This window comes from Micromonospora sp. NPDC048842 (genome assembly GCF_040649935.1).
Classification (GTDB): Bacteria; Actinomycetota; Actinomycetes; order Mycobacteriales; family Micromonosporaceae; genus Micromonospora; species Micromonospora hortensis.
This window is the reverse complement of sequence record NZ_JBEZGK010000015.1, coordinates 1-22,763: the sequence shown is the minus strand read 5'-3', so window position 1 is coordinate 22,763 and position 22,763 is coordinate 1. Positions and strand designations below refer to the sequence as shown.

Below are 22,763 nucleotides of genomic sequence, written 5' to 3'. Positions count from 1 at the left end.
CAAGCCGACGCCGAGCGGCGACCAACTCGCGACCCTGTCTTGTGGTGTCGCGATGTATCGCGTTACATTCTCCTCCTGTTCGGCGTGCCTCCCGCGCGTCGTCGAGAGGGGGACGCCATGGCCGGATGGACTGTCGAGAGCCCGCAACGGCTCACACTGGACGCTCCGGTCGTCCGGCTGGACGTGCGACTGATCAGTGGGCGGCTCAACGTGGTCGCCACCGACGGGCCGACCCGGATCGACGTGACCCAGGTCGGCCGTCGGCCGATCCTGATCGACCACACCGACGGTCGGCTCAGCATCCGCCAGGAGCGCGGTCGGGGCTGGTCGGACGTCCTGCGCTGGTTCCGGATGATCCACCGCTATCCCCGGGTGGACGTCTCCATCGCCGTGCCCGCCGACGTCCTCGCCGACCTGGGCCTCGTCGCGGGCTCGCTGGTCGCCTCCGGCCTGCGCCGGCAGACCACCGCCAACGTCGTCGCCGGCCAGATCACCCTGATGGGGCTGCGCGGCAGCACCTCCGCGAAGCTCACCTCGGGGCCGGTGGAGGCACTCGGCGTCCGCGGTGACCTCACAGTGGAGACGGTCTCCGGGGAGGTGATCCTCGCCGACAGCGCCGCCGACCGGGTACGGGCACAGACCGTCTCCGGCACCATAACCTGCGACCTGGACAACCCGAGGCGCAGCGAGATCCGGTTGACCACCATCTCGGGCAGCATCACCGTCCGGGTCCGTGCGGACAGCGACCTCGCCGTCCAGCTGAACACCGCCTCCGGCCGGATCACCAGCGGTTTTCCGCAGCTGCGCACCTCGACGTTCCCACTGCCCAGCAGCGAGGGAGTGCTCGGAGCCGGCGACGGTAAGCTCTGGGCTTCCGCGACCTCGGGGAGCATCGCCCTGCTCGCCCGAGCCGTCGACGACGATGGTGAGGAGCTGCCGTGACCGCCGTGTTCAGCCACGGGCGACTCCGGCTCTACCTGCTCAAGCTCCTCGACGACGGCCCGAAGCACGGCTACGAGCTGATCCGCCTGCTGGAGGACCGCTTCCTCGGGCTGTACGCGCCCAGCGCCGGCACCATCTACCCCCGCCTGCAACGGCTGGAGACCGAGGGTCTGGTCAGCCACACCGCAGCCGGCGGCCGCAAGACGTACGACATCACCGACGCCGGCCGGGCCGAGCTGCGCCAGCGGGCCGGTGAGCTGGCCGCGTTGGAAACGGACATCGCGGCCTCCGTGGCGGACCTCTCCAGCCTGGCCGGCGAGATCCGCAGCGAGGTACGCGGATCGGCACGCGACCTCAAGCGGGAGTTGAGCGAGGCCACCCGGCAGACTCGGCGGGCCCGCTGGGAGGCGCCCGCACCGCCGCCCCGGCCGGCGTCGACCACCGGGCCGCAGGCCGAGCTGCTCGACGAACTCGACAAGCGGCTGGCCGCGTTCACCGCCGAGGTGGGCCGACTGATGCGCGCCCGAGAGTTCAGCGACAACCAGCTGCGCACCGCGATCCGGCTGCTCGACGGTGCCCTGGACGGGCTGCGTCGCCTGCTGCGCTGACCGGCGTCGCCGGATGGTCAGCGACTCACAGCCTTTTTGCAGGAAGCGTCCAGCGCTGGCGCAGTGACGTCACCGATGATGGGCGCATGCCCGCTACCCAGACCGAGGCGCGACTGCTCGTCGTCGAGGACGACCCCAACATCCTCGAACTGCTCTCCGCGAGCCTGCGGTTCGCGGGCTTCGACGTGGCCACCGCGACAAGTGGAAGCGCGGCGCTCAACGCCGCCAAGGACCACCGGCCCGACCTGGTGGTGCTCGACGTGATGCTCCCCGACCTGGACGGCTTCGAGGTCATCCGGATGCTCCGCGAGGGCGGCACACGTACCCCGGTGGTGTTCCTGACCGCCCGGGACGCCACCGACGACAAGATCCGTGGGCTGACCCTGGGTGGCGACGACTACGTCACGAAGCCGTTCAGCCTGGAGGAGCTGACCGCCCGGATCCGCGCCGTGCTGCGCCGCACCACCACCGGCGAGCAGGCCCCGTCCCGGCTCACCTTCGCCGACCTGGAGCTGGACGAGGAGACCCACGAGGTGCACCGTGCCGGCCAGCGGGTGCAGCTCTCGCCGACCGAGTTCAAGCTGCTGCGGTACCTGATGCTCAACGCCAACCGGGTGCTCTCCAAGGCGCAGATCCTCGACCACGTCTGGAACTACGACTTCCGGGGCGACGACAACATCGTCGAGTCCTACATCTCGTACCTGCGGCGCAAGGTCGACACCACCCAACCCCGGCTGATCCACACTCTTCGCGGCGTCGGGTACGTCCTGCGCAAGCCGGCGGCGTGAACGCGGTCCAGCAGGCGAAGGGACGGGTGCGCAGCGTTCCACTGCGGGTGAAGCTGGTCACCTCGGTGCTCGCGCTGGTCGCCGTCGCGCTTCTGGTGATCAGCTCGCTGACCGCGTACTTCCTTCGCAACTACCTGGAGGGCCAGGTCGACGGGCAGGTCCGGTCGACCGCCCAGGGCCTCGGCAAGGTGCTTCTGAACCTGCGCAGCGGTGAGGTCGGCGCGGTGCTGCCCAGCGACTACGTCGTGATCGTGGCCGACGACCGGCAGGTGTACGACCCCCAGTACGACAAGCGCAACTTCGACCCTGAACAGCTGCCAACGTTTCCCGCCAGCCGTAAGGACTTCGAGGCGGCGGAGGGCGAGCCGCACACGGTGGTCTCACACGATCGACTCACCCGGTGGCGGGTCTACTACGCGGCTCAACCGGACGGCTCGGTGCTGGCGGTGGGTCAGCCGCTGACCGAGGTGGACCGGGCGGTGAAGCAGCTCGTCTGGATAGACCTCCTGGTCGGTGGCGCAGTGCTGATCATGCTGGCCTCGGTCGGCGCGGCGATCGTCCGGACCAGCCTCAAGCCCCTCGTCGAGATCGAACAGACCGCTGCGGCGATCGCCGGCGGTGACCTGACCCGCCGGGTGCCCGACCCGGAGGAGGGCCAGGCCGAGCCGACCTCGGAGCTGGGCCGGCTCTCCCGTGCGCTGAACGCGATGCTCACCCAGATCGAGGCCGCGTTCACCGCCCGAGCCGCCTCGGAGACCTCGGCCCGGTGGGCGGAGAGCGCCGCCCGGGACGCCGCCGCCGCCGCTCAGGCGTCCGAGGCGCGGGCCATCCGGTCCGAGGAGCGGATGCGGCAGTTCGTCGCCGACGCCTCGCACGAGCTACGGACTCCGCTCACCACCATTCGTGGCTTCGCCGAGCTGTACCGGCAGGGTGCGGCAAGTGCGCCGGAGCAGACCGCTGGCCTGCTGCGCCGGATCGAGGACGAGGCGGCCCGGATGGGGCTGCTTGTTGAAGACCTGCTGCTGCTCGCCCGGTTGGACATGGAACGACCGCTCTCGCTGACCCCGGTGGAGCTGCCGGTGCTCGCCTCCGACGCGGTGCAGGCGGCGCGGGCGATGGCACCGGACCGGCGGATCGAGCTGGAGATCGCGCCCGAATCCGGCCCGCTCGTCGTCTCCGCCGACGACGCGCGGCTGCGGCAGGTGATCGGCAACCTGGTCACCAACGCGCTCACCCACACCCCGACAGAGGCCGAGATCCGGGTACGGCTGCGCGCCGAACCGGGTGGCTTCGCCGTCGTGGAGGTGGCCGACACCGGTCCCGGCCTCTCGGCAGAGCAGGCGGAACGCGTTTTCGAACGGTTCTACCGGGCCGACGCGGCCCGTACCCGGCGGGCCGACGGCAACACCGGCACCGGCCTCGGCCTGGCCATCGTGGCGGCGCTGGTCGCCGCCCACCACGGCTCGGTCGAGGTGGCCGAGACGCCCGGCGGCGGTGCCACCTTCCGGGTTCGGCTGCCGCTGCTGCCGCAGGTCGACGGAGCGGGCGAGTGACTTTCAGCCAACTTCCAGGACGGTTCCAGGTTGATTGCAGTGCGGAGGGAGAAGGTAGTCCCATGACCGAGTTCGAGTCCGACCCGCAGCGCCGGCCGGCCCCCACCGACGCCGAGCCGTCGCACCCCACCGCCGAGCTGCCGCGCGACGAGCGCGCGCAGTCCGACTCCCCGACCACTCCCGTACCGGTCGTCTCGACCGGCGGCGACCCGACTGTCGCCTCCACCACCGGTGACGCGGAGACCACCGCCGCCACCCCGGCCGCCGCGCCGGTCGGGTACCCCGGCTCCGGCGTGCCCGGCGGCCAGCCGGCCGCCGCTCAGCCGACCGGATACGAGCCGTCGACAGGCTACGAGCGCCCGGCCGCCGCGTCCGCGCCGCCGTACCCGGTCTCCGGTCACCCGGCGCCCGGCCAGCCCGGCTACCCGCAGCCGGCCGCCGGCCACTACCCCGGTGCCCAGTGGTACCCGGGCCAGCAGTCCGGCTGGGCCGGCGGGGGCCAGCCGGGCATGCCGTACGCCCAGCACCAGCAGCACCCCGGGCAGCACGCCCAGCACCCCGGACAGCACCCGCACCACCCGGGCCAGCCGGTCCCGCCGTGGGGCCCGCAGGTCGCGCCGCCCGGCAGCGGCCCCCGGCCGGGCCGGATCGCCAAGTTCGCCGGCGCCGGTGTCGCGGTGTTCGCCCTGATGCTCGGTTCCGGTGTTGCCGGTGGGGCGCTCGCGCTCGCCCTCGACGGCGACGGTGGCGGCATCACCCGCACCTACTCCGCGGCTCCCGTGATCAATGGCGCCGACCTGCCGAAGATCGCCGCGTCGGTGCAGGACAGCGTCGTCTCGATCACCACCGGCAGCGGTGAGGGCTCCGGGGTGGTGCTCAGCGCCGACGGGTACGTGCTGACGAACAACCACGTTGTCGCGTCCGCCGCCGGCGACGCCGTGCGGGTGGTCTTCGCCGACGGCAAGACCGCCGACGCGAAGATCATTGGCACCGACCCGAAGACCGACCTGGCCGTGGTGAAGGCCAACGGGGTGAGCGACCTCAAGCCGGCCAAGTTCGGCGACAGCGACGCCATGCAGGTCGGCGACCAGGTGCTCGCTTTGGGCAGCCCGCTCGGTCTGCAGGGTTCGGTGACCTCGGGCATCCTCAGCGCCCGGGACCGCACCATCCGGGCCGGTGAGGGTCAGCCGCAGGACCCGACCCAGCAGCAGGGCCAGCCGGTCAGCTCGATCTCCGGCCTGCTCCAGACGGACGCCCCGATCAACCCCGGCAACTCCGGTGGCGCGCTGGTCAACACCCGGGGCGAGGTGATCGGCGTCAACACCGCCATCGCGACCTCCGGGCAGAGCACCGGCAACATCGGTGTCGGGTTCGCCATCCCCAGCAACAAGGCCAAGGACGTCGCGGGCAAGCTCCAGCGTGGCGAGAAGGTCAGCCACCCGTCGCTCGGAGTCGGCGTCAACCAGGCCGAGGGCGGCGGCGCCCTCGTCGCGTCGGTCACCCCGGGCAGCCCGGCGGAGAAGGCCGGCCTCCAGCGCGGCGACGTCGTCACCCGGTTCGGCGACAAGCCCGTCAACGACTCGGACGACCTGGTCGGCGCGGTGCAGGCCGGCAAGGTCGGCGACCGGGTCGAGGTGCAGTTCAAGCGCAACGGTGTCGAGAAGACGGAGACCGTGACGCTCGCCGAGACGTCCTAACCAGCTATGTGAAACCTGCTTCCTCCCTCCGGCGGCGGGTGGCGGGGCCGAGGGGGTCGGCTCCGTCACCCGCCGCTTTTTCCGCCCGGACGGCGGTTCACCCGGATTGGGTGAACCGCCGTCACCCGTTTGCCCGGCAGGTTCGGAGGGCGACGACCGGAACCGGGGGTGGGGTGCCATGACCGAGGTGGTGGGTGTCCGCGACGACCAGCGGATCCAACGCGACGTTCTGGCCGAGCTGGCCTGGGACGCCCGGCTGCGACCGAACGAGATCGGGGTGACAGTCGACCAGGGCGTTGTCACCCTGACCGGATTCGTGGACGGTGCCGCCCGCGGCTGGGCCGCGACGCGGTGCGCGCAGCGGGTTCGCGGCGTACGGGCGGTGGCCGACGAGATGGAGGTGCGGCTGCCCGGCACGCCGGGGCGTACCGACGCCGAGGTCGCCAACGCCGCCACCCGCGCCCTCGAGTGGGACAGCTTCGTGCCCGCCGAACGGCTGGACGTGACAGTGGCGAACGGCTGGCTGATGCTGCGCGGTGAGGTCGAGTTCGGATGGCAGCGGCGGGCCGCCGAGGGCGAGGTGCGCCGGCTCGACGGCGTACGCGGGATCACCAACCTGATCGAGGTACGACCCGCGACGCCACCGGATGCCGAGCGGCTGCGGCGCGACGTCCAGCGGGCGTTGTTGCGCACGCTCGGCGGCGAGCGGGTGAGCGTCGAGGTGGACGGCGACACGCTGGTCCTCGCGGGCGTGGTCCGTTCCTGGTGGGAACGCGATCAGGTCGAGCGGGTGGCGTGGTCCGCGCCCGGGGTGCGGGTGGTCCACGACCAACTCCTGGTGGGCGGGTGATCGTCCGCCATGTCCGGTTTACCTGGGACGCCACCGGGAAACCGCCGCCGACCGGCGGTGCCGCCGCACCGGGGAGCAACGGGGAGGACTCGTGGCCGTGAACCACTCGCCTGCGGGCCGCCCCGAGGAGCGGTCGCTGCGCATCGCGATGGTGGTTCCGCCGTGGTTGTCCGTGCCGCCGCCCGGCTACGGCGGCCTCGAACAGGTCGTCGCCGCCCTGGTGGACGCGCTCTGCGGGCAGGGACACTCGGTGACGCTGTTCGGCGCCGGAGGTGACCACGGCACGGCGGCCGACGGCTTCGTCTCCACAGTGGCCGAGGTGCAGTACGAGCGGCTCGGCGAGTCACTGCCCGAGCTGGCCCACCTGGCCCGGGTAAACCGGCTGATCAGCCCCGCCGACTTCGACGTGATCCACGATCACACCACCATCGGTCCGCTGGTCGCCGGCCGTCGGGCCGTGCCGACTGTCGCGACGGTGCACGGCAACCCCGTCGGGGAGTACGGCGACGTGCTGAGCGACATCGACGCGGGCGTCGCACTGGTGGCCATCTCGCACGCCCAGCGCCGGCTGAACCCGAACCTGCCCTGGGCCGGCACTGTGCACAACGCGCTCGACATCCGCGGCTTCCCGCGCAAGCACACGCCCGGCGCGGGGCCGGTGCTGTGGCTGGCCCGGTTCAGCCCGGACAAGGGCCCGGACACCGCCATCCGGGCGTGCCGGGCGGCCGGACTGCCCCTGCTGTTGGCCGGCAAGTGCAACGAGCCGGCCGAGCGCCGCTACTACGAGCAGGTCGTCGCGCCGATGGTCGACGAGGACGTGACAGTCGTGCTCAACGCGGACCGCGCGACGACGCTGCGGATGCTTGTCGACGCCCGCTGCCTGATCATGCCGATCCAGTGGGACGAGCCGTTCGGCATGGTGATGTTGGAGGCGATGGCCACCGGCACCCCGGTGGTGGCGCTCAACCGGGGTGCGGTGCCGGAGCTGGTGCGGCCGGGGCTGACCGGGCTCGTCGTCGAGCGGTCGGAGGAGCTACCCGCGGCGTTGCTCGAAGCGGAGCGACTCGACCCGGAGGACTGCGTGACGCACGTCGCTCAGAACTTCTCGGTCGAGCGGATGGCGAGCGGCTACGCGGACGTCTATCGGCGCTTCGCCCTCGGCCGGCACGGCGTCCGTGAACCGGCCCGGGTGCCGATGCGCTGACCCGCCGGTGTCGCCGGGTCAGGCCCCGGTCGCGCCCAGCTCGGCGATGGCGGCGTCGAGCCGAGAGGCGTACGCCGGGCTGATGCCGCCCTCACCGAGACGGACGGCGACCTTCGCGCGCAGCCGGGCCACCGGCGGTGCCAGCTCTTCGCGGCCGGAGCTGACCGCCACTGTCAGGTTGCGCAGCTCGTTGCGCAGGTCGAGGGCCACGTCGTCGCGGATCTCGCCGGCGCTCAGGCCGGTGCCGATCAACCTGTCGACGCGGTTCGCGACAGCGGTCAGGGTGCCCGGGTTCGAGGTGGGTGCCCCGGTGGTCGGCTTCGTCGGGGGTGCCGCGGTCGGCGGGGTCGATGTGATCGGCGCGGACGACTCGGGGGCCGGCGGGTCGGTCGACGCTGTCGTCACCGGCGCGGCGGAGGGCTGCGCCCGGCGGGTCGGCTGCTGTTCGGGCAGCAGGGCCACCCCGGCCAGCGTCACCCCGACGGCCAGCACCAGCAGCAACACCAGCCGCCGCCGCGACCAGCCCGACCCGGTCGCCGGCTCGCCCGCGCTGGAGGACGTTCCGCCGTCCGACGTGTCTCCGTCCAGTCGTGCCGCCGCCGGGACGCTGGCCGTCGCGACGGCGGGCGACTGCTGTGGCAGGGGCTGGGTGGGCACCCGGATGGTCGCCGTCGGGGGATCGGCGGGCAGCGCGTGGTCGCGGAGCGCGGTGGCGACCTGCCGGGCGGTCGGCCGATCGGCCGGGTTCCGAGCGAGGCTGCGCAGGCAGATCTGGGCCACCGGTGCGGGCAGGTCCGGTAGGTCGGCCAGCGTCGGCGGCGGACCACTGGCCAGCGCGGCGCTGAGCTGCTCCCAGGTGTCCGCCGGATACGGGACCCGACCGGTGAGCGCCTCGTGCAGCAGCACTCCGAGCGAGTAGACGTCGGTGGACGGTTGGGCAGGCGCACCGTCAAGACGTTCCGGGGCGACGTACGCCGGGGTGCCGAAGGTCTCGCCGTCCTCGTCCTCGTCGGGCGCGCCGATCCGGGTGGCGATGCCGAAGTCGAGCACCTTGACGCCCGTCCCGGTCATCATCACGTTGGCCGGGGTGATGTCCCGGTGCACGATGCCGAGCCGGTGCGCGGCGGCCAGCGCCTCCGCCACCTGCGCGCCCACCTGGACCGCCTCGGTCCACGGCAACGGCCCCTCGGTGAGCCGCAGCTTCAACTCCTCGCCGGTGAGCAGCTCCATCACCACGAACGAGGTGATCGAGCCGTCCGGGTCGACCGTCTCGCCGTAGTCGTGCACGGAGGTCAGGTGCGGGTGCACCAGTTGGGCGGCGGCCCGTGCCTCCTCGCGCACCATGCCCCGGAACCGCGCGTCGGCGGCAAGTGACGGGGCGAGCACCTTCAGCGCGACCACCCGGTCCAGTACCTCGTCCCGGGCACGCCAGATGACCGACATGCCACCGGCGCCGATCTGGTCCAGAAGTCGGTATCTGCGAGCCAGCAATCGGCCCGGATGCAGCGCTGCCTTCACGGATCGCACCTGCCTCAGGGGTGGGAGCGGTATCAGGTTGCGCGAATGCGTCCTGCCTGTCAACGCCGTCGCCACCGGCCGTCGACGGACGGTGCCTGCCGTGCGCCGACCGCCGGTCGACAGCGGCCCACCGGGCGGCTGCGGGCCCGTGCCAGGATGAGAGACATGGCGGGGGGACCGGTGGCGTTCGTGCTCGGCGGCGGTGGAGTGCTCGGCGCGGTCGAGGTCGGCATGTTGCGTGCCCTGTTCCGGGCCGGTATCCAACCCGACATGGTCCTCGGCACCTCGATCGGCGCGGTCAACGGCGCGCTGGTCGCCGCCGACCCGTCCGAGGCGGTGACCGACCGGCTGGTCCGGCTCTGGGCCTCGCCGGAGGCGAGCGAGGTGTACGGCGACTCGGTCGCCCGGCAGCTGCGCCGCTTCGCCGCCCGTACCCACCTGCACTCACCCCGGCCCCTGCGCCGCCTGCTCGAGACCGAGCTGGGGGTGGACACCACCTTCGCCGACCTGCGGGTGCCGTTCCGGTGCTGCGCCGCCCACATCGAGCGGGCCGCCGAGCACTGGTTCGACAGCGGTCCGGTGGTGCCGGCGGTGATGGCGTCGGCCTCGGTGCCGGGCCTGCTTCCGCCGATGGAGATCGACGGCGCGCACTACGTGGACGGCGGCATCGTCAACTCCATTCCGATCGGCGAGGCGGTGGCCGTCGGCGCCCGCCGGATCTACGTCCTGCAGGTGGGCCGGATCGAACGGGAGCTGACCCCACCCCGTCGGCCGTGGGAGATCGCGCAGGTCGCGTTCGAGATCTCCCGCCGGCACCGGTTCTTCCGGGAGATGGCGGCTCTGCCCGAGGGGGTGGAGGTGCACGTCCTGCCGACCGGCGGGCTCAACCCACGCGACGACACGCCGTGGGCGTACCGGGACATGGCTGCGGTGGGCCGGCGGATCAGCCGCGCGTACACCGCCTCCCGGCGCTATCTCGCCACCCACCTGGAGCGTTGATGCCGCTGCCTCCTCGATGGCTGCGTCGGTTGCTGATCGCCCCCGCCGTCGTGCTGCTCGCCTTCCTCGTGGTCACCACGTTGCCGATCTGGGCGCTGCTCGCCGCGGCCGCGTCCCCGCTGGTCCCCGGCCGGTTGCGCCCGCTTCGACTGCTCTGGATCGGCTGCTTCTACCTGGTCTGGGACGCCGCCGCGCTGCTCGCGCTCTTCCTGCTCTGGATCGTCTCCGGCTTCGGCTGGCGCACCCGGTCGCCGGCCTTCCAGCGCGCGCACTACGTGCTGGCCGGCTGGTTCCTGCGGGTGCTGTTCTGGCAGGCACGATGGACACTGCGCCTGAGTATCGACGTGGTGGGCACCGACCCGGACACCGCGCTGCCCGGCCGGCCCGAGCTGGTGCTCTGTCGGCACGCCGGGCCGGGCGACTCGTTCATCCTGATCCATGGGCTGGTCAACTGGTTCCACCGCGAGCCTCGGATCGTCCTCAAGGACAGCCTCCAGTGGGATCCGGCGATCGACGTGCTGCTCAACCGGCTGCCCAACCGGTTCATCGCGCCGACCCCGGAGCGCGGCGAGGAGACGGTACGCCAGGTCGGGCACCTCGCCACCGGCCTGGACGACAACGACGCGTTCGTGATCTTTCCCGAGGGCGGCAACTTCACCCCCAGGCGACGGCTGCGCGCCATCGCCCGGCTGCGCTCCCTCGGCCTGGAACGGATGGCCCTGCGCGCCGAGCGGATGCGCCACGTGCTCGCTCCGCAGCCCGGTGGAATGCTCGCCGCGCTGGACGCCGCACCGGACGCCGGGGTCATCTTCGTCGCCCACACCGGTCTGGACCGGATGCTCACCGTCGCCGACGTGTGGCGGGAACTGCCGATGGACAAGCGGATCGTGATGCGGTTCTGGTCCGTGCCGCCGGAGGACGTACCGACCGGACGGCAGGAACGCATCGACTGGCTCTTCGATTGGTGGGCGCAGATTGATGCCTGGATCGCCGCTAATCGGTAAATGTCCGCGTAGGGTGCGGGCGTGGACGAGATCTGCGTGGTGACAACGGTGGTGGACGCGCGTTCGGTCGCCGACGTGCTGGCGGCTGCGGCCGTCGCCGGCAGGCTCGCCGCCTGCGCCCAGGTGGGTGGTCAGGTGGACAGCACCTACTGGTGGCGGTCCGGGATGGAGACGAGCACCGAGTGGTCGGTGCAGTTCAAGACCGCACCGGATCGGCTCACCGCGTTGCTGGACCAGATCCGGGTCAGCCACCCGTACGAGGTGCCGGAGATCCTGGTGTCCAGGGTGGAGAGCGGCAATCCCGACTACGCCACCTGGGTGTACGAACACACCCGATCCTGAGTACGCGCACTCTGGGTCGTACCCCGGTCGGTTGTCGATGATGACCGGGTGGACGACACCCGTTACCCCTGCCCCGCCTGCGGTGCACCGGCCGATCTGAGCGCCGGTTGCTCCGGCTGCCGACGCGCGCCCGACCCGATCGCCGCTGAGGTGGTTCGGCTGAGCCGGGAGGTCGCCGAGCTTGAGCCCCAGGTGGAGCGGGCTCGCCGCACGTACACCGAGCTGGCCGGACGGCTGTCGACAGTGTCCGGGCGGCGGGCCGAACTGGCTGCTGTCGTCCGCGCCGGGTTGGCGGCCTCGGTCGTGGCGCGCCCGGCGCCTGTCGTCGGCCCGGCGCCGTTCATCGGCCCGGGCCCCGGCGTCGCGACGGGTTCGCGCCCGGGTGCGGCGGAGACCTCGACCCGGACGGTCCAGGGTCTGCTCTTCGTCCTCGGTGGACTCCTGCTGGGGACCGCGGCGGTGGTGTTCACAGCTGTCGCCTGGGCGGCGGTGGGGGTCGCCGGACGGGCGTTGATCCTGGTGGCGTTCACGGCGCTCGCGCTGGGCGTACCGCTGCTGGCGGTCCGGCGAGGGCTGCGCGGTACGGCGGAGACGTTCGCCGCGGTGGGATTGCTGCTGGTGGTGCTGGACGGTTACGCGGCCTGGTCGGTGGACCTGGCCGGCGTGACCGGCTGGCCGGGCAGCCGGTACGCCGCGCTGGTCGGGGGGGCCAGCGCGGCGGTCGCCGTGGCGTACGGCCGGTGGAGCGGGTTGACGGGGCCCTGGTTCGCCGCCCTGCTGGCCGCGCAGCCGGTGTTGCCGCTGCTCGCCGGGGCGGGGATGGGTGCGGCCGGCTGGGCGTTGGTCCTGCTCGGGGTCGCGCTGCTGAACCTGGCCGTGCTGGCCGCCCTGCGCGGCCGGCAGGGGTCGGCGCAGCTCGCCGGCCGGGTGGTGGCCGGAGTCGGTCATGGTGCCGCGCTGGTGGGCGCCGCGGCCTGCGCGATGGTTCCGCTGGTCGGCGGGCGGGCGGGGGGCTCGCCGCTGCTGGCCGGGGTGCCGCTGTTGCTGGTCGCGCTGACCGGGTTCGGTGCGGCCTGGCTCGTCGGGGGGCGGGCGCTGCGGGCGGTGGCGGCCGGGCTGCTGGTGCCGGTGCTCGCAGCGGCCCTGCTGCGTCCGGTGGCGGAGCTGCGGCCGTCAATGCTGCTGCTCGCGGCGGCGACGGTGGCGCTGGGGATGGCCGCCGCCGTGCGGCTCCTGCCGGCGGCGGCCGGAGCGGCAACGGACGGTGGTGGCGGTTGGCGGACCGGTCCGCGGGCCGGGGCGCTGGTCGTCGCGGCGGGCACGGCGCAGGTCACCGTGTTGATCACCATCGGGCTGGCGGTCGCCGCCGTCGGCCGGTCGCTGCCGCCCTGGGGCGGGGCTGGGACTGGGCCGGACCTGAGCTGGGGTTGGCAGCTGGCGCCCGCTGTGGCGCTGGCGATCGGGGCCACTGTGCTGTTGCTCCCTCGGAACACGCGGGCGGTGCTCGCCACCGCCGGCGCGGTGGCGGTGCTGTTCGCCGTACCCGCCGGCTGGACGGCCTCCTGGCCTCAGGTGGTCGCCGTCGACCTGGTCGGCGGGGTCGCGCTGCTGCTCGCCGTGCTGGCCCGCCCGAGCACGCCACCGGTCGCCCTGCGCACCCGTGCGCTCGGCGGTGCCGTCCTGCTCGGGCACGGGCTGCTGGTCGCCCTGGCAGCTCCGACCGGTGCCCTGGTGGCGCTCGGCGTGCTCGCCGTGGTCGGGCTGGCACTGGCCGTCCGACGGGGGGTCGGCGCGTACCGGGAGGTGGCCGGTGCGGGTCTGCTGGTCGGGCAGCTCACGCTGCCCGGGATCGCTGCGGTGGCGACGTTCGCCGCGGGCGGGCCGCCCTGGTGGCAGGCCCGGCTCGCGCTGGCCGCCGCCGGGCTGTCGCTGGTCGCGGCGCTCGCGGCCCGCCGCCACCGGTTGGAGCTGATCGGGTACGCGGTGACCGGCGCCGCCGCAGCGGTGACCGTGCCCGGCCTCGCGCCGCTGGTCGGGGCGGGTGACGAGCCGCTCGTGCTGTACGCGGCGCTGGCCGCGCTGGGTGTCACGTTCGTCGCCTGCTGGCTGCCGTCGGCGAGCGCCTCCGGCCAGGCGGTCCTGGGGGACCGGTCGGCGGCCGACGGGCGCGAGTCGGCCTGGTCGGCGCTGGTGCTGGCGGCCGGCGGAACGCTGGCAGTGGTCGCCGTCCTGGCGGCCCTGCCGACGGTGCTGACCGCGCTCGGGTCGCCCTACGGCGGCGGGAACCGGGTGTGGTCGGGGGTGCCCACCGTCGTCGCCGACCCGACGGTGCTCCCGGTCGGGTTCGCATTGGTAGTGCTGGCGGTGGCCGGCGCGCTGGCCGGTCGGCGGGTCGGCCTGCCGGTGCCGCCCGCGCTGCCGTTCGTCGCGGCGGCGCTGCCGGTGCTGCTCATCGCGATCGGCGCGCCGTGGCCTGTGCTGCCGGCCGCCGTCCTGCTCGCCGGCCTGGCGGCGCTGCTGTTCACCGCGCTGGCGGCGGCCCGCCCGGCGCTCACACCGGTCGCAGTGCCGGTGGGCGTGGTGCTGGTGGCCTCCGGTGTGCTCGGTCTGCTGGCCACCCGGGCCGGGACGCTTGCCGCCGAGGGGGCGCTGCTGGTGGCGGCGGTCGCGGTCGCCGCCGGGGCGCGCCGGTTCGAGGTACGGGTCGCCGGTTGTCTCGCCGCAGTGGGCGCGGCGTCCGCGTTGGCGGTGACCGCCCCGCTCGCCTCTGGGCTGCCCTTGCGGGCTGCCGCGTACCCACTGCTGGCGGTGGCCGCGTTGGTGCTGGCCGCCGCGGCGGTCATCCCGGCGCGGGTCCGGCTGGGACTGGTGCTGGACGCCACCGCGCAGGCAGTCGCGCTGGTGGCGGCGGTGCTCGCCGTCGAGGCGGCGCGGCACCTCGCCACCGTCTGCGTCCTCTGGGGTGTCGCCGTCGCGCTGCGGCTGCTGCGCCGGGGTGAACCCGCCGGTCGGCGGTGGGCGTTCGCCGGGATCGCCGCCGGCAGCGAGTTGCTCGGAGCCTGGGTGCTGCTGGCCGCCGGTGGGGTGACAGTGCTGGAGGCGTACACCCTGCCGGCCGCGGCGCTCGCCGTCGGAGCGGGTCTGTTGGCGCTGCGCACCCGGCCGGGGCTGACCAGTTGGCCGGCCCTCGGCCCGGGGCTGGTCGCGGCGTTGCTGCCCAGCCTCGTGTCGGTTCTGGCCGGGTCGGACCCGCAGCCGTGGCGGCGACTGCTCCTCGGTGTGGCGGCGACCGGCGCGGTGCTGGCCGGCGCGACCCGCCGGTGGCAGGCGCCGGTGCTGCTCGGCGGCGGGGTGCTGACGCTGTTGGCGCTGCACGAGCTGGCCCGGGGGTGGGATCTGCTGCCCCGGTGGATCTACCTGGGGATCGGCGGGCTGGCGTTGGTCGGGCTCGCCGCCACCTACGAGCGGCGTCGACGTGACCTGGCTCGACTGCGCGCCGCGGTGGGCCGACTGAGCTGAGTCGAACCAGTAGGGGTAGGGCCTGCCCTACCCCCCATTCGGGGGTTGTCGGGGTTACTCAGCGCTACCGCGATTGGGAGACTTGACATTAAGCCCGAACCACCCCGGTACGGGCGCAAGCGGAACGGGAGCAGCGATGGCGCTCGGAGCGGTGGCGGAACCGCCGGTACGACGGCGAGGCAGTGACTACGCACAGTTGTCCCGACGGATCAGCCAGGCGGGCCTGCTGGAGCGGCGCCCCGGCTGGTACGTCACCCGCATCGTGCTCACCCTCGGTGCCTTCGTGGCCGGCTGGGTGGCCGTGTTCCTGCTCGGCGACTCCTGGTGGCAGCTCCCGCTCGCGGCACTGATGGCCGTGGCCACCACCCAGGTCGCGTTCCTCGGCCACGACGCTGGGCACCGCCAGATGTTCCGTCGGCGTGGCCCCAGCGAGTTGGTGGGGCTGCTCGCCGGCAACGTGGCGGTCGGGATCAGCTACGGCTGGTGGGTCGACAAGCACAACCGGCACCACGCCAACCCGAACCACGAGGACGAGGACCCGGACGTCGGCGCGGGGGCCCTGGTGTGGACGCCCGAGCAGGCGTTGGAGACCCGGGGGTTCGGCCGTTGGATGGCTCAGCGGCAGGCGTACTTCTTCTTCCCGATGCTGCTGCTCGAGGGCCTGAACCTGCACGTGGCGAGCATCCGGGCGATCGTCGGCCGGGAGGACGGCAAGTACGCCGTCCCGATGCGGCACCGGGCTGTCGAGGCGGCGTTGCTCGTCGCGCACACCGCCGCTTACGTGGCGCTGCTGTTGGCGGTCATGTCCCCGGTCAAGGCGCTGCTCTTCGCCGTCGTGCACCAGGCGCTGTGGGGCCTCTACATGGGCTGCGCGTTCGCGCCGAACCACAAGGGCATGCCGATGCCGACCGCCGAGGACGAGCTGGACTTCCTGCGTAAGCAGGTGCTGACCTCCCGCAACGTGCGCGGCAGCCGACTGGTGGACACCACTCTCGGTGGCCTCAACTACCAGATCGAGCACCACCTCTTCCCGAACATGCCCCGCGCGAACCTGCGCCGGGCCCAGCCGATCGTTCGCGCCTACTGCGTCGAGCAGGGCATCCCGTACGCGGAGACCGGGCTGGTCGAGTCGTACCGGCAGGCGCTCGGTCACCTGCACGAGGTGGGTCGGCCGCTGCGCGGCTGAACGGAACTGCCGCTTCGCGGCTGACACGATATTGATCGGCGGGGCGGCATCTGGTGATGCGGCCCCGCCGTCGCGTCTCTGGCCGACACCGCTTGGGGCTCGAGGGAGCGCGTCCGCTGAGCCAGCCGCCCCACCGGTAGGGTCTGGTCATGGCAGACCTGCTCACCGCGGACGCGGTGCGAGAAGAGCTGAGCCGGTTGCCCGACTGGTCGGGTGACCCGACCGGCATCGGTCGTACCGTCCAGCTCGGCAGTTTCCCGGCGGCCATCGCTGTGGTGGACCGGGTGGCGACGGTGGCAGAGGAGTTCGACCACCATCCCGACATCGACATCCGATGGCGGACCCTGACCTTCCGCTGTGTCACGCACTCGGCCGGTGGGGTCACCCACCGGGATGTCGAGCTGGCCCGGCGAATTGACGACATCGTCCGGAGTGCGGCATGAGATTCGAGATCAGCAAGGTTCTGGATGCCATCGAGGGTCGGGTCTGCACGGACCCGTCACTGGCCCGAGCCGTTGTCGACCTGGCCGAGGTGATCCGCTACCAGGACATCGACGGTGGTCGGCCGGCCAGCCTGCTACGTCTCGGCATGGTCATCGACGCGCTCTCCCGCGAGTTGGAAGAGGACAGCGTCCAGGTCTACGCGGTGGTGCACAGGGCGTTGCTCTCCGACGCCGACCTCACCTCGAACGAGCGGATGGTCGTCCGCCGCTGGGCCGACGACGGGCTCGTCGAGGTGCTCGACAACCCGGGTGACCGGATGTTGGAGGTCGCCGACCTGCTCGGTCTACCGGTGCTCAGCCGAGTCCGCTTCGACGGGCTGCGCGGTCGGTTCCCCTGGCTGGTCGAGCAGCCCGGTCGGGTGGTCGCGCCGGTGCCGGGTGCCGGCGGTCCGGTGTTCATCGCGCACGTCGGTGGTGGCCACTCGCCGGTGGCCGGGAAGCGGTCGCCGACCGGTGCCAAGCTGCTGGCCCGCCAGTGGCGCTGCCCGGAGTCGGGCTGCGCGCTGTTCGGCGGCGGCGGTGGGGGTGGCGCGTTCGCCGACCTGGCCGGGGGTGCCGACCGCAGCCCCGCCGCGCAGCCGCCGCCCGCGCTGCGCAACGGCGTGCCGACCTGCCCCCGGCACGGCGTACGGCTCGGTGACGGCGGCCCGCGTCCGCGTACCGAGGTGCTCGCGGTGCGCGTCGGTGGTCTGGTCCGACGGCGGTTCGTGCTCAGCGAGGAGCAGCCGATCGTGGCCGGTCGGGCCCCCGAGCAGGACGGCGGGATCATGCTCGGGCAGTGGCTCAACGACGAGGCCCGGCGCTGGATCAGCCGTGGTCACGTCCGCTTCGAGTTGCGGGTCGGCGAGGTCATCGTGACCGACGTCAGCACCAACGGCTCTGGCATCCGCCCGGCCGGTTCGATGACCGAGTCCGACCGGATCCCGCTGGCGCCGCAGCAGTCCCGGGTGCTGGGCGAGAACGACATGGTGGAGCTGTACCCGGGGGTGCAGATCGGTCGGGCCGAGGAGTTGCCCACCGGTGCCCCGTTCACCCCCACCTCGGTGATGGCCGAGGCCCCGACGATGGCCATGCGCCTGCCCCGCCCCTGACGCGAAAGGCGGGCGCCGGAACCCCGACGCCCGCCTTTCACCATGTCTCTGGGTCAGCCGGCCAGCACCTCGGCCAGCTGGGTCACCGCCAGATCGATCTCCTCCTCGGTGATCACCAGCGGCGGGGCGAGCCGGATGGTGGAGCCGTGGGTGTCCTTGGCGAGTACTCCGCGCGCGGCAAGCCGCTCGCACGCCTCCCGACCGCTCATCAGCGCCGGGTCGATGTCCAGCCCGGCCCACAGGCCACGGACGCGGACCCCGACGAGCCCCTTGCCGAGCAGCCCTTCCAGGCCAGCCCGCAGCCGCTCACCCAGCTCGGCCGAGCGGCGTTGGAACTCGCCGGTGGCCAGCAGCCGGACCACCTCGATCGCCACCGCGCAGGCGAGCGGGTTACCGCCGAAGGTGGAGCCGTGCTGGCCGGGCTTGAGCACGCCGAGCACGTCGGCGTTCGCGGCCACCGCGGAGACCGGCACGATGCCGCCGCCGAGCGCCTTGCCGAGCAGGTACATGTCCGGCACGACGCCCTCGTGGTCACAGGCGAAGGTCGCGCCGGTACGCCCCAGACCCGACTGGATCTCGTCGGCGATGAACAGCACGTTGCGCTCGGTGCAGACCTGGCGTACGCCCGGCAGGTAACCCTCCGGCGGCACCACCACACCCTGCTCACCCTGGATCGGCTCCAGCAGCACGGCCACCGTGTTCTCGTCGATCGCGGCGGTCAGCGCGGCCAGGTCGCCGTACGGCACGACAGTGAACCCCGGGGTGTACGGCCCGAAGTCGGCGCGGGCGTCCTCGTCGGTGGAGAAGCTCACGATGGTGGTGGTCCGGCCGTGGAAGTTGCCCTCGGCGACCACGATGTTGGCCTGCCCGGCGGCCACGCCCTTGACCTGGTAGCCCCACTTGCGGGCCACCTTGATCCCGGTCTCCACCGCCTCGGCGCCGGTGTTCATCGGCAGCACGAGGTCCTTGCCGCACAGCTCGGCCAGCTCCCGGCAGAAGTCGGCGAACTGGTCGTGGATGAACGCCCGGCTGGTCAGCGTCAGCCGGTCCAGTTGGGCGTGCGCGGCGGCGATCAGCTGCGGGTGCCGGTGACCGAAGTTCAGCGCCGAGTAGCCGGCGAGGCAGTCCAGGTAGCGGCGGCCGTCCACGTCGGTGAGCCAGGCGCCCTCGGCGGACGAGATCACCACCGGCAGCGGGTGGTAGTTGTGCGCGGTCCAGCGCTCGGCGTCCCGGACCGCTCCCGGCGTACGCAGCTTGTCATCCACTATCACTTGCTTGCCTTTCCCTGACGGAGTCGCAGCGTGCAGCACTTCGGTCCGCCGCCGGCCTTACGTAGCTCGGACAGGTCGACCCCGATGGTTTCGTAACCCCGGTCGCGCAGCTTGGCGGCCAGGTCGGTGGCCTGCGCGGGCAGCACCACGTGCCGCCCGTCGCTGACCGCGTTCAGCCCCAGCACCTCGGCGTCGGCCATCGTGGCGTGCACCGCGTCGGGGAAGAGCCGGCGCAGCACAGCCTGGCTGCCCGGGGAGAACGCCTCCGGCAGGTACGCCACGGTCCGCTCGTCCAGCACTGTCAACGCGGTGTCCAGGTGGTAGAAGCGCGGGTCGACGAGTTGCATGGTGATCACCGGGTAGCCGAAGACCTCCTGCAACTGGGCGTGTGCGGCGTGCGCCGTGCGGAAGCCGGTGCCGGCCAGCAGGTGGTCACCGGCCAGCAGGACGTCGCCCTCGCCCTCGTTGACGTGCTTCGGGTCGTACATCTCGAAGCCGGCGGCTTCGAACCAGGCCCGGTACGCCGGCGCCTCGTCGGCTCGCTGCGGGTCCCGGAACTGCACTGCCATGGCCTTGCCGTCGATCACGGTGCCGCCGTTGGCGGCGAAGACCATGTCGGGCAGGCCGGGCACCGGAGTGATCTCCTCGACGGTGTGGCCCAGGTCAAGGTACGTCTGGCGCAGTTGCTCCCACTGCCGGACGGCCAGCGCGGCGTCGACCGGCGCGCTCGGGTCCATCCAGGGGTTGATCGCGTAATCGACGGCGAAGTACGTCGGCCGGCACATCAACAGGCGCTGGCTGGTGGCGTCCATCGTCATTGTCCTGCTCCCAGGGGTCGGGCGCGCCCGGCCACCGTGGCCCACGGGCTGGCGCCGTTGCTCAACGGTATGCGGCGTCAGCGGCAGGATCCACCATCGAGAGTTGCGCAGACCGAAGATTCGTTGCGTCTGGGCGCTCTGCTCCTGCGAATCGTTGCGTCGGGGCCCACCTGGTCGGGAGTCGTGTTTCGGGCCAGGCCCCGGACACACTTCAGGGGCGGCGAACCGCCGCCCCTGAAAGGGTGTCGCCCGGCCGGTGAACCACCGGATGAGATCGGGCTGCCGGCGAACCGCCGGCTGTTCGCCGGTGCATCACCGGCGAGCGGAACAGTGCCCGCTAGAAACGATCCACAAACTGTGAGTCAAGCCACTCTCGGAAGCGCGACACCCAGTCGCCGTCGGTGGTCGGCCAGTCGAACTGGCCGGTCATCGCGAGCACCCCGATCACGACCGCGGCCAGCCCGATCAGCACGCCGAAGAGCGCGTCGGTCTTGCCGGCGACGTGCCGGCGACGGGTGGCCATCAGGCCGAGCACCGCGAGCACCGCGCCGAACGCGCCGAGCCCGATGCCGTAACCGGCCAGGGTCCCGGTCAGCACGAACATCGCGCCGGCGACCGAGACGATCAGGCCGAGGGTGGCGAGCAGGCTGGCCCGCGGCTTCGGGCCACGCGTCACCGGCGGCTCGGGCGTGTCCACGCCCGGGGTCGGGTCGACCGGCCGGTCCGTGGTGACCCGGTCCGTGGTGTCGGGCCGACGGGTGGTGCTGTCGAGGTCGGCGGTGCGAGCCGTGGTCGGGGCGACGGTGGGCCGGGACTCGGTCCCCACCTTGTCGGTGGTGTGGGGCTCGGGTGCCACCGGGCTGGTCGTGCCGGTCACGGGCTTGGGTGCGACAGGGCGGGTCGTGCCGTTCACGGGCTCGGGTGCGACAGGGCGGGAGGCGGTGCCCCGGGAATCGGTCTCCACCGGTCGCGCGGTGGCGGCTCGGGCCACTGCCGCCCGCTCGTTGGCCCGCCGCTCGGCCTCGCTGGTCTGGCCGCCGGTCGCGCCGGCGCTGCGGTACGTCGTCTGGTCGGCGTCCCGGTCGGTGACCACCGGGCGGCCGACGCCGTCGTCGGACTGACCGGTCTCGGTGACCGGGGTGTCGCGGCCGTCCACGCGGCCGTCGAGGTTCTCGTCCCGCGTCGGTGCCGGCTCGGACCGGCGGGACAGCGAAGGAATCCTGACCACTACACACCTCCTGATGAATGCGTGGTGGCCGACGGAAAGGGTGGCACCCACGCGGTGTCGGCCCTCAAATACCCACCTGGGCGTTTCCTGACACCAATCCTGGGTACGGTCGCCGAGAACGGCCTCGACCGGCCTCGCCGCCTGGCCCTACCTCGGCTCGCCCTCGGCTCGGCTTGGCCCCGTCAGCCAGACCCACCCGTGCTAGGTCGGGCGCGGGTCCACGCTCACCAGTCGAAAGCGCAGCGCCAGGTCACTGGCGAACTGTGCTGAGCACGCTTCGCCGATCAGCAGCAGGTCGCCGGGCCTGAGTCCGGTCACGTCGGCCAGTGCCCGCGGTTGATCGGGATGCGGTGCCGCGCCCGGCAGGGCAGGTCCGCGCCGCAACGGCACACCGTGCGCCAGCGTGTCCAACTCCAGACCGGACGGTGCCGACGGGCAAGGGTCAGCGCGGTGACCAGCCTCCCCGGCGTCGTGGGCGTACGGGACAGCAAGGACCCGACCGGCCCGGCGCTGACCTTCGCCTTTGCCACCTGGGCCGCGTTCGTGAGCGGCGTCAAGGAGCAGCGTCAGGGCTGACCGTCCCGCCCACCTCGATCGACTCGCCTTCCTGACAGTTGGGGTGTCCCGCTCATCGCAACACCCCGGTCTCCTGAAACCCGAGTCGATCAGCATGGCGGGGCGGGCCGGGTCGATCAGCGCGCGGCCGGTCGGGCGGGGCTGGCTATCCTTGGCACCTGTGCCAGAGGGACACACGATCCATCGCCTGGCGGCCCGGCACGCCGAGCTGTTCGCCGGGGACAAGCTGCACGCCGCCAGCCCGCAGGGCCGCTTTGCCGAGGGTGCCGCCCGGCTCTCCGGGACAGTGCTGGAGGGCACCGAGGCGTACGGGAAGCATCTGCTGCACCACTACGCCGGCGAGCTGACGTTGCACGTACACCTCGGGTTGTACGGCAAGTTCACCGACGGGCCGGGGGAGCCGCCGGAGCCGGTCGGGCAGGTGCGACTACGACTGGCCAGCGATCGGCACTGGCTCGACCTGCGCGGGCCGACGGCCTGTGAGCTGCTCACCCCACCCGAGGTGGCCGCGCTGCGCGACCGTCTCGGGCCGGACCCGTTGCGCGCCGACGCCGAGCCGGAGCGGGCGTACGCCCGGATCGCCCGCAGCCCCACTCCTCTCGCCGCGCTGTTGTTGGACCAGTCGGTGGTGGCCGGCACCGGTTTGATCTTCGTGACCGAGGCGCTGTTCCGGGCGGGCCTGCCGCCGAGGATGCCGGGCCGACAGTTGACCAGGACCGGCTGGAACGCGCTCTGGGCCGACCTGGTCGGGCTGATGCGGCTCGCTGTCGAGCACGGCCGGATCGACACGGTCCGCGACGCGCACCTGCCGGAGGCGATGGGCCGGTCGGCGCGGGTGGACCGGCACGGCGGCGAGGTGTACGTCTACCGCCGCCCGGGAGCACCCTGCCACGTCTGCGGCACCGAGGTCAGTCGCGGCGAACTGGCCGGCCGCAACCTGTACTGGTGCCGCACCTGCCAAACCGCCTAACCCCCGCGCCCCGCCCCCGCCCCCGCCCCCGCCCCCCCCCCCCCGCCCCCCCCCCCCCCCGGCCCCGGCCCGCCCCCCGGGCGCCCTAGGATGGAG

General features: G+C 72.9%; 20 protein-coding genes and 1 pseudogene. 16 read left to right on the top strand and 5 right to left on the bottom strand.

What is annotated here, in order from left to right:
• The first annotated feature begins 117 nt into the window (after nt 1-117).
• The 7 genes from AB0C19_RS21255 (at nt 118) to AB0C19_RS21225 (ending at nt 7,642) form a co-directional block, all read left to right on the top strand.
• Nucleotides 118-942 carry a DUF4097 family beta strand repeat-containing protein gene (locus AB0C19_RS21255; protein ID WP_357187888.1) on the top strand — a complete coding sequence of 275 codons (825 nt, stop codon included), beginning with the start codon at nt 118-120 and terminating at the stop codon, nt 940-942.
• A complete protein-coding gene (locus tag AB0C19_RS21250; protein WP_357187886.1) occupies nt 939-1,550 on the top strand; it encodes a PadR family transcriptional regulator in 612 nt (203 codons plus the stop codon). The genes AB0C19_RS21255 and AB0C19_RS21250 overlap by 4 nt, the downstream gene beginning before the upstream one ends.
• 86 nt (nt 1,551-1,636) lie before the next feature.
• The gene (locus AB0C19_RS21245; RefSeq protein WP_030336721.1) at nt 1,637-2,338 is read left to right on the top strand and encodes a response regulator transcription factor; all 702 of its coding nucleotides are present in this window, start codon (nt 1,637-1,639) and stop codon (nt 2,336-2,338) included.
• Complete coding sequence (locus AB0C19_RS21240; RefSeq protein WP_357187884.1) at nt 2,335-3,891, top strand: HAMP domain-containing sensor histidine kinase; 1,557 nt, start codon at nt 2,335-2,337, stop codon at nt 3,889-3,891. The genes AB0C19_RS21245 and AB0C19_RS21240 overlap by 4 nt, the downstream gene beginning before the upstream one ends.
• A 62-nt stretch (nt 3,892-3,953) precedes the next feature.
• Entirely contained in the window at nt 3,954-5,588 is a 1,635-nt protein-coding gene (locus AB0C19_RS21235; protein WP_357187882.1) for a trypsin-like peptidase domain-containing protein, read from the top strand.
• Nucleotides 5,589-5,766: 178 nt separating this feature from the next.
• Nucleotides 5,767-6,438, top strand: coding sequence for a BON domain-containing protein (locus AB0C19_RS21230; protein ID WP_357187880.1), 672 nt, complete (start codon nt 5,767-5,769; stop codon nt 6,436-6,438).
• 148 nt (nt 6,439-6,586) lie between these two features.
• Nucleotides 6,587-7,642: a glycosyltransferase family 4 protein gene (locus AB0C19_RS21225; RefSeq protein ID WP_357188068.1), complete on the top strand. Its 1,056-nt coding sequence runs from the start codon at nt 6,587-6,589 to the stop codon at nt 7,640-7,642.
• A gap of 18 nt (nt 7,643-7,660) precedes the next feature.
• On the opposite strand, the gene AB0C19_RS21220 is transcribed toward AB0C19_RS21225, so the two are convergent.
• The gene (locus tag AB0C19_RS21220; RefSeq protein ID WP_357187878.1) at nt 7,661-9,160 is read right to left on the bottom strand and encodes a protein kinase; all 1,500 of its coding nucleotides are present in this window, start codon (nt 9,158-9,160) and stop codon (nt 7,661-7,663) included.
• 165 nt (nt 9,161-9,325) lie between these two features.
• On the opposite strand from AB0C19_RS21220, the gene AB0C19_RS21215 reads away from it, so the two are divergent.
• From AB0C19_RS21215 to AB0C19_RS21185, 7 genes are all read left to right on the top strand, one after another.
• Nucleotides 9,326-10,159, top strand: a complete 834-nt coding sequence (locus tag AB0C19_RS21215) for a patatin-like phospholipase family protein (RefSeq protein ID WP_238680595.1) — start codon at nt 9,326-9,328, stop codon at nt 10,157-10,159.
• Nucleotides 10,159-11,163, top strand: coding sequence for a 1-acyl-sn-glycerol-3-phosphate acyltransferase (locus AB0C19_RS21210; protein WP_357187876.1), 1,005 nt, complete (start codon nt 10,159-10,161; stop codon nt 11,161-11,163). Before AB0C19_RS21215 ends, AB0C19_RS21210 begins: the two co-directional genes overlap by 1 nt.
• A 21-nt stretch (nt 11,164-11,184) precedes the next feature.
• A complete protein-coding gene (cutA, locus tag AB0C19_RS21205) occupies nt 11,185-11,505 on the top strand; it encodes a divalent-cation tolerance protein CutA (RefSeq protein ID WP_091406014.1) in 321 nt (106 codons plus the stop codon).
• A gap of 48 nt (nt 11,506-11,553) precedes the next feature.
• Complete coding sequence (locus tag AB0C19_RS21200; RefSeq protein WP_357187874.1) at nt 11,554-15,024, top strand: hypothetical protein; 3,471 nt, start codon at nt 11,554-11,556, stop codon at nt 15,022-15,024.
• A 136-nt stretch (nt 15,025-15,160) separates the two neighbouring features.
• Nucleotides 15,161-16,210 carry an acyl-CoA desaturase gene (locus AB0C19_RS21195; RefSeq protein WP_357187872.1) on the top strand — a complete coding sequence of 350 codons (1,050 nt, stop codon included), beginning with the start codon at nt 15,161-15,163 and terminating at the stop codon, nt 16,208-16,210.
• A 149-nt stretch (nt 16,211-16,359) separates the two neighbouring features.
• Nucleotides 16,360-16,653 (top strand): 4a-hydroxytetrahydrobiopterin dehydratase, encoded by a 294-nt coding sequence (locus AB0C19_RS21190; protein WP_357187870.1) that lies wholly within the window; start codon nt 16,360-16,362, stop codon nt 16,651-16,653.
• Nucleotides 16,650-17,804 (top strand): FHA domain-containing protein, encoded by a 1,155-nt coding sequence (locus tag AB0C19_RS21185; RefSeq protein WP_196919560.1) that lies wholly within the window; start codon nt 16,650-16,652, stop codon nt 17,802-17,804. Before AB0C19_RS21190 ends, AB0C19_RS21185 begins: the two co-directional genes overlap by 4 nt.
• Before the next feature lie 53 nt (nt 17,805-17,857).
• Here the strand turns inward: AB0C19_RS21185 and rocD are convergent, their stop codons facing one another.
• The 4 genes from rocD to AB0C19_RS21165 all read right to left on the bottom strand — a co-directional run bounded on the left by rocD (nt 17,858) and on the right by AB0C19_RS21165 (nt 21,532).
• Nucleotides 17,858-19,072, bottom strand: coding sequence for an ornithine--oxo-acid transaminase (gene rocD / locus AB0C19_RS21180; RefSeq protein WP_181539483.1), 1,215 nt, complete (start codon nt 19,070-19,072; stop codon nt 17,858-17,860).
• Nucleotides 19,072-19,887, bottom strand: a complete 816-nt coding sequence (ddaH, locus tag AB0C19_RS21175) for a dimethylargininase (RefSeq protein WP_181518433.1) — start codon at nt 19,885-19,887, stop codon at nt 19,072-19,074. Before ddaH ends, rocD begins: the two co-directional genes overlap by 1 nt.
• 343 nt (nt 19,888-20,230) lie before the next feature.
• Nucleotides 20,231-21,121 (bottom strand): thrombospondin, encoded by an 891-nt coding sequence (locus AB0C19_RS21170; protein WP_357187869.1) that lies wholly within the window; start codon nt 21,119-21,121, stop codon nt 20,231-20,233.
• Nucleotides 21,122-21,322: 201 nt separating this feature from the next.
• Nucleotides 21,323-21,532 (bottom strand): hypothetical protein, encoded by a 210-nt coding sequence (locus tag AB0C19_RS21165; protein ID WP_357187867.1) that lies wholly within the window; start codon nt 21,530-21,532, stop codon nt 21,323-21,325.
• A gap of 45 nt (nt 21,533-21,577) precedes the next feature.
• On the opposite strand from AB0C19_RS21165, the pseudogene AB0C19_RS21160 reads away from it, so the two are divergent.
• Both AB0C19_RS21160 and AB0C19_RS21155 read left to right on the top strand, forming a co-directional pair.
• Nucleotides 21,578-21,697 (top strand): annotated as a pseudogene (locus tag AB0C19_RS21160) (DUF397 domain-containing protein); the annotation flags it as partial.
• A gap of 160 nt (nt 21,698-21,857) precedes the next feature.
• Nucleotides 21,858-22,667 carry a DNA-formamidopyrimidine glycosylase family protein gene (locus AB0C19_RS21155; RefSeq protein WP_357187866.1) on the top strand — a complete coding sequence of 270 codons (810 nt, stop codon included), beginning with the start codon at nt 21,858-21,860 and terminating at the stop codon, nt 22,665-22,667.
• Nucleotides 22,668-22,763 lie beyond the last annotated feature (96 nt).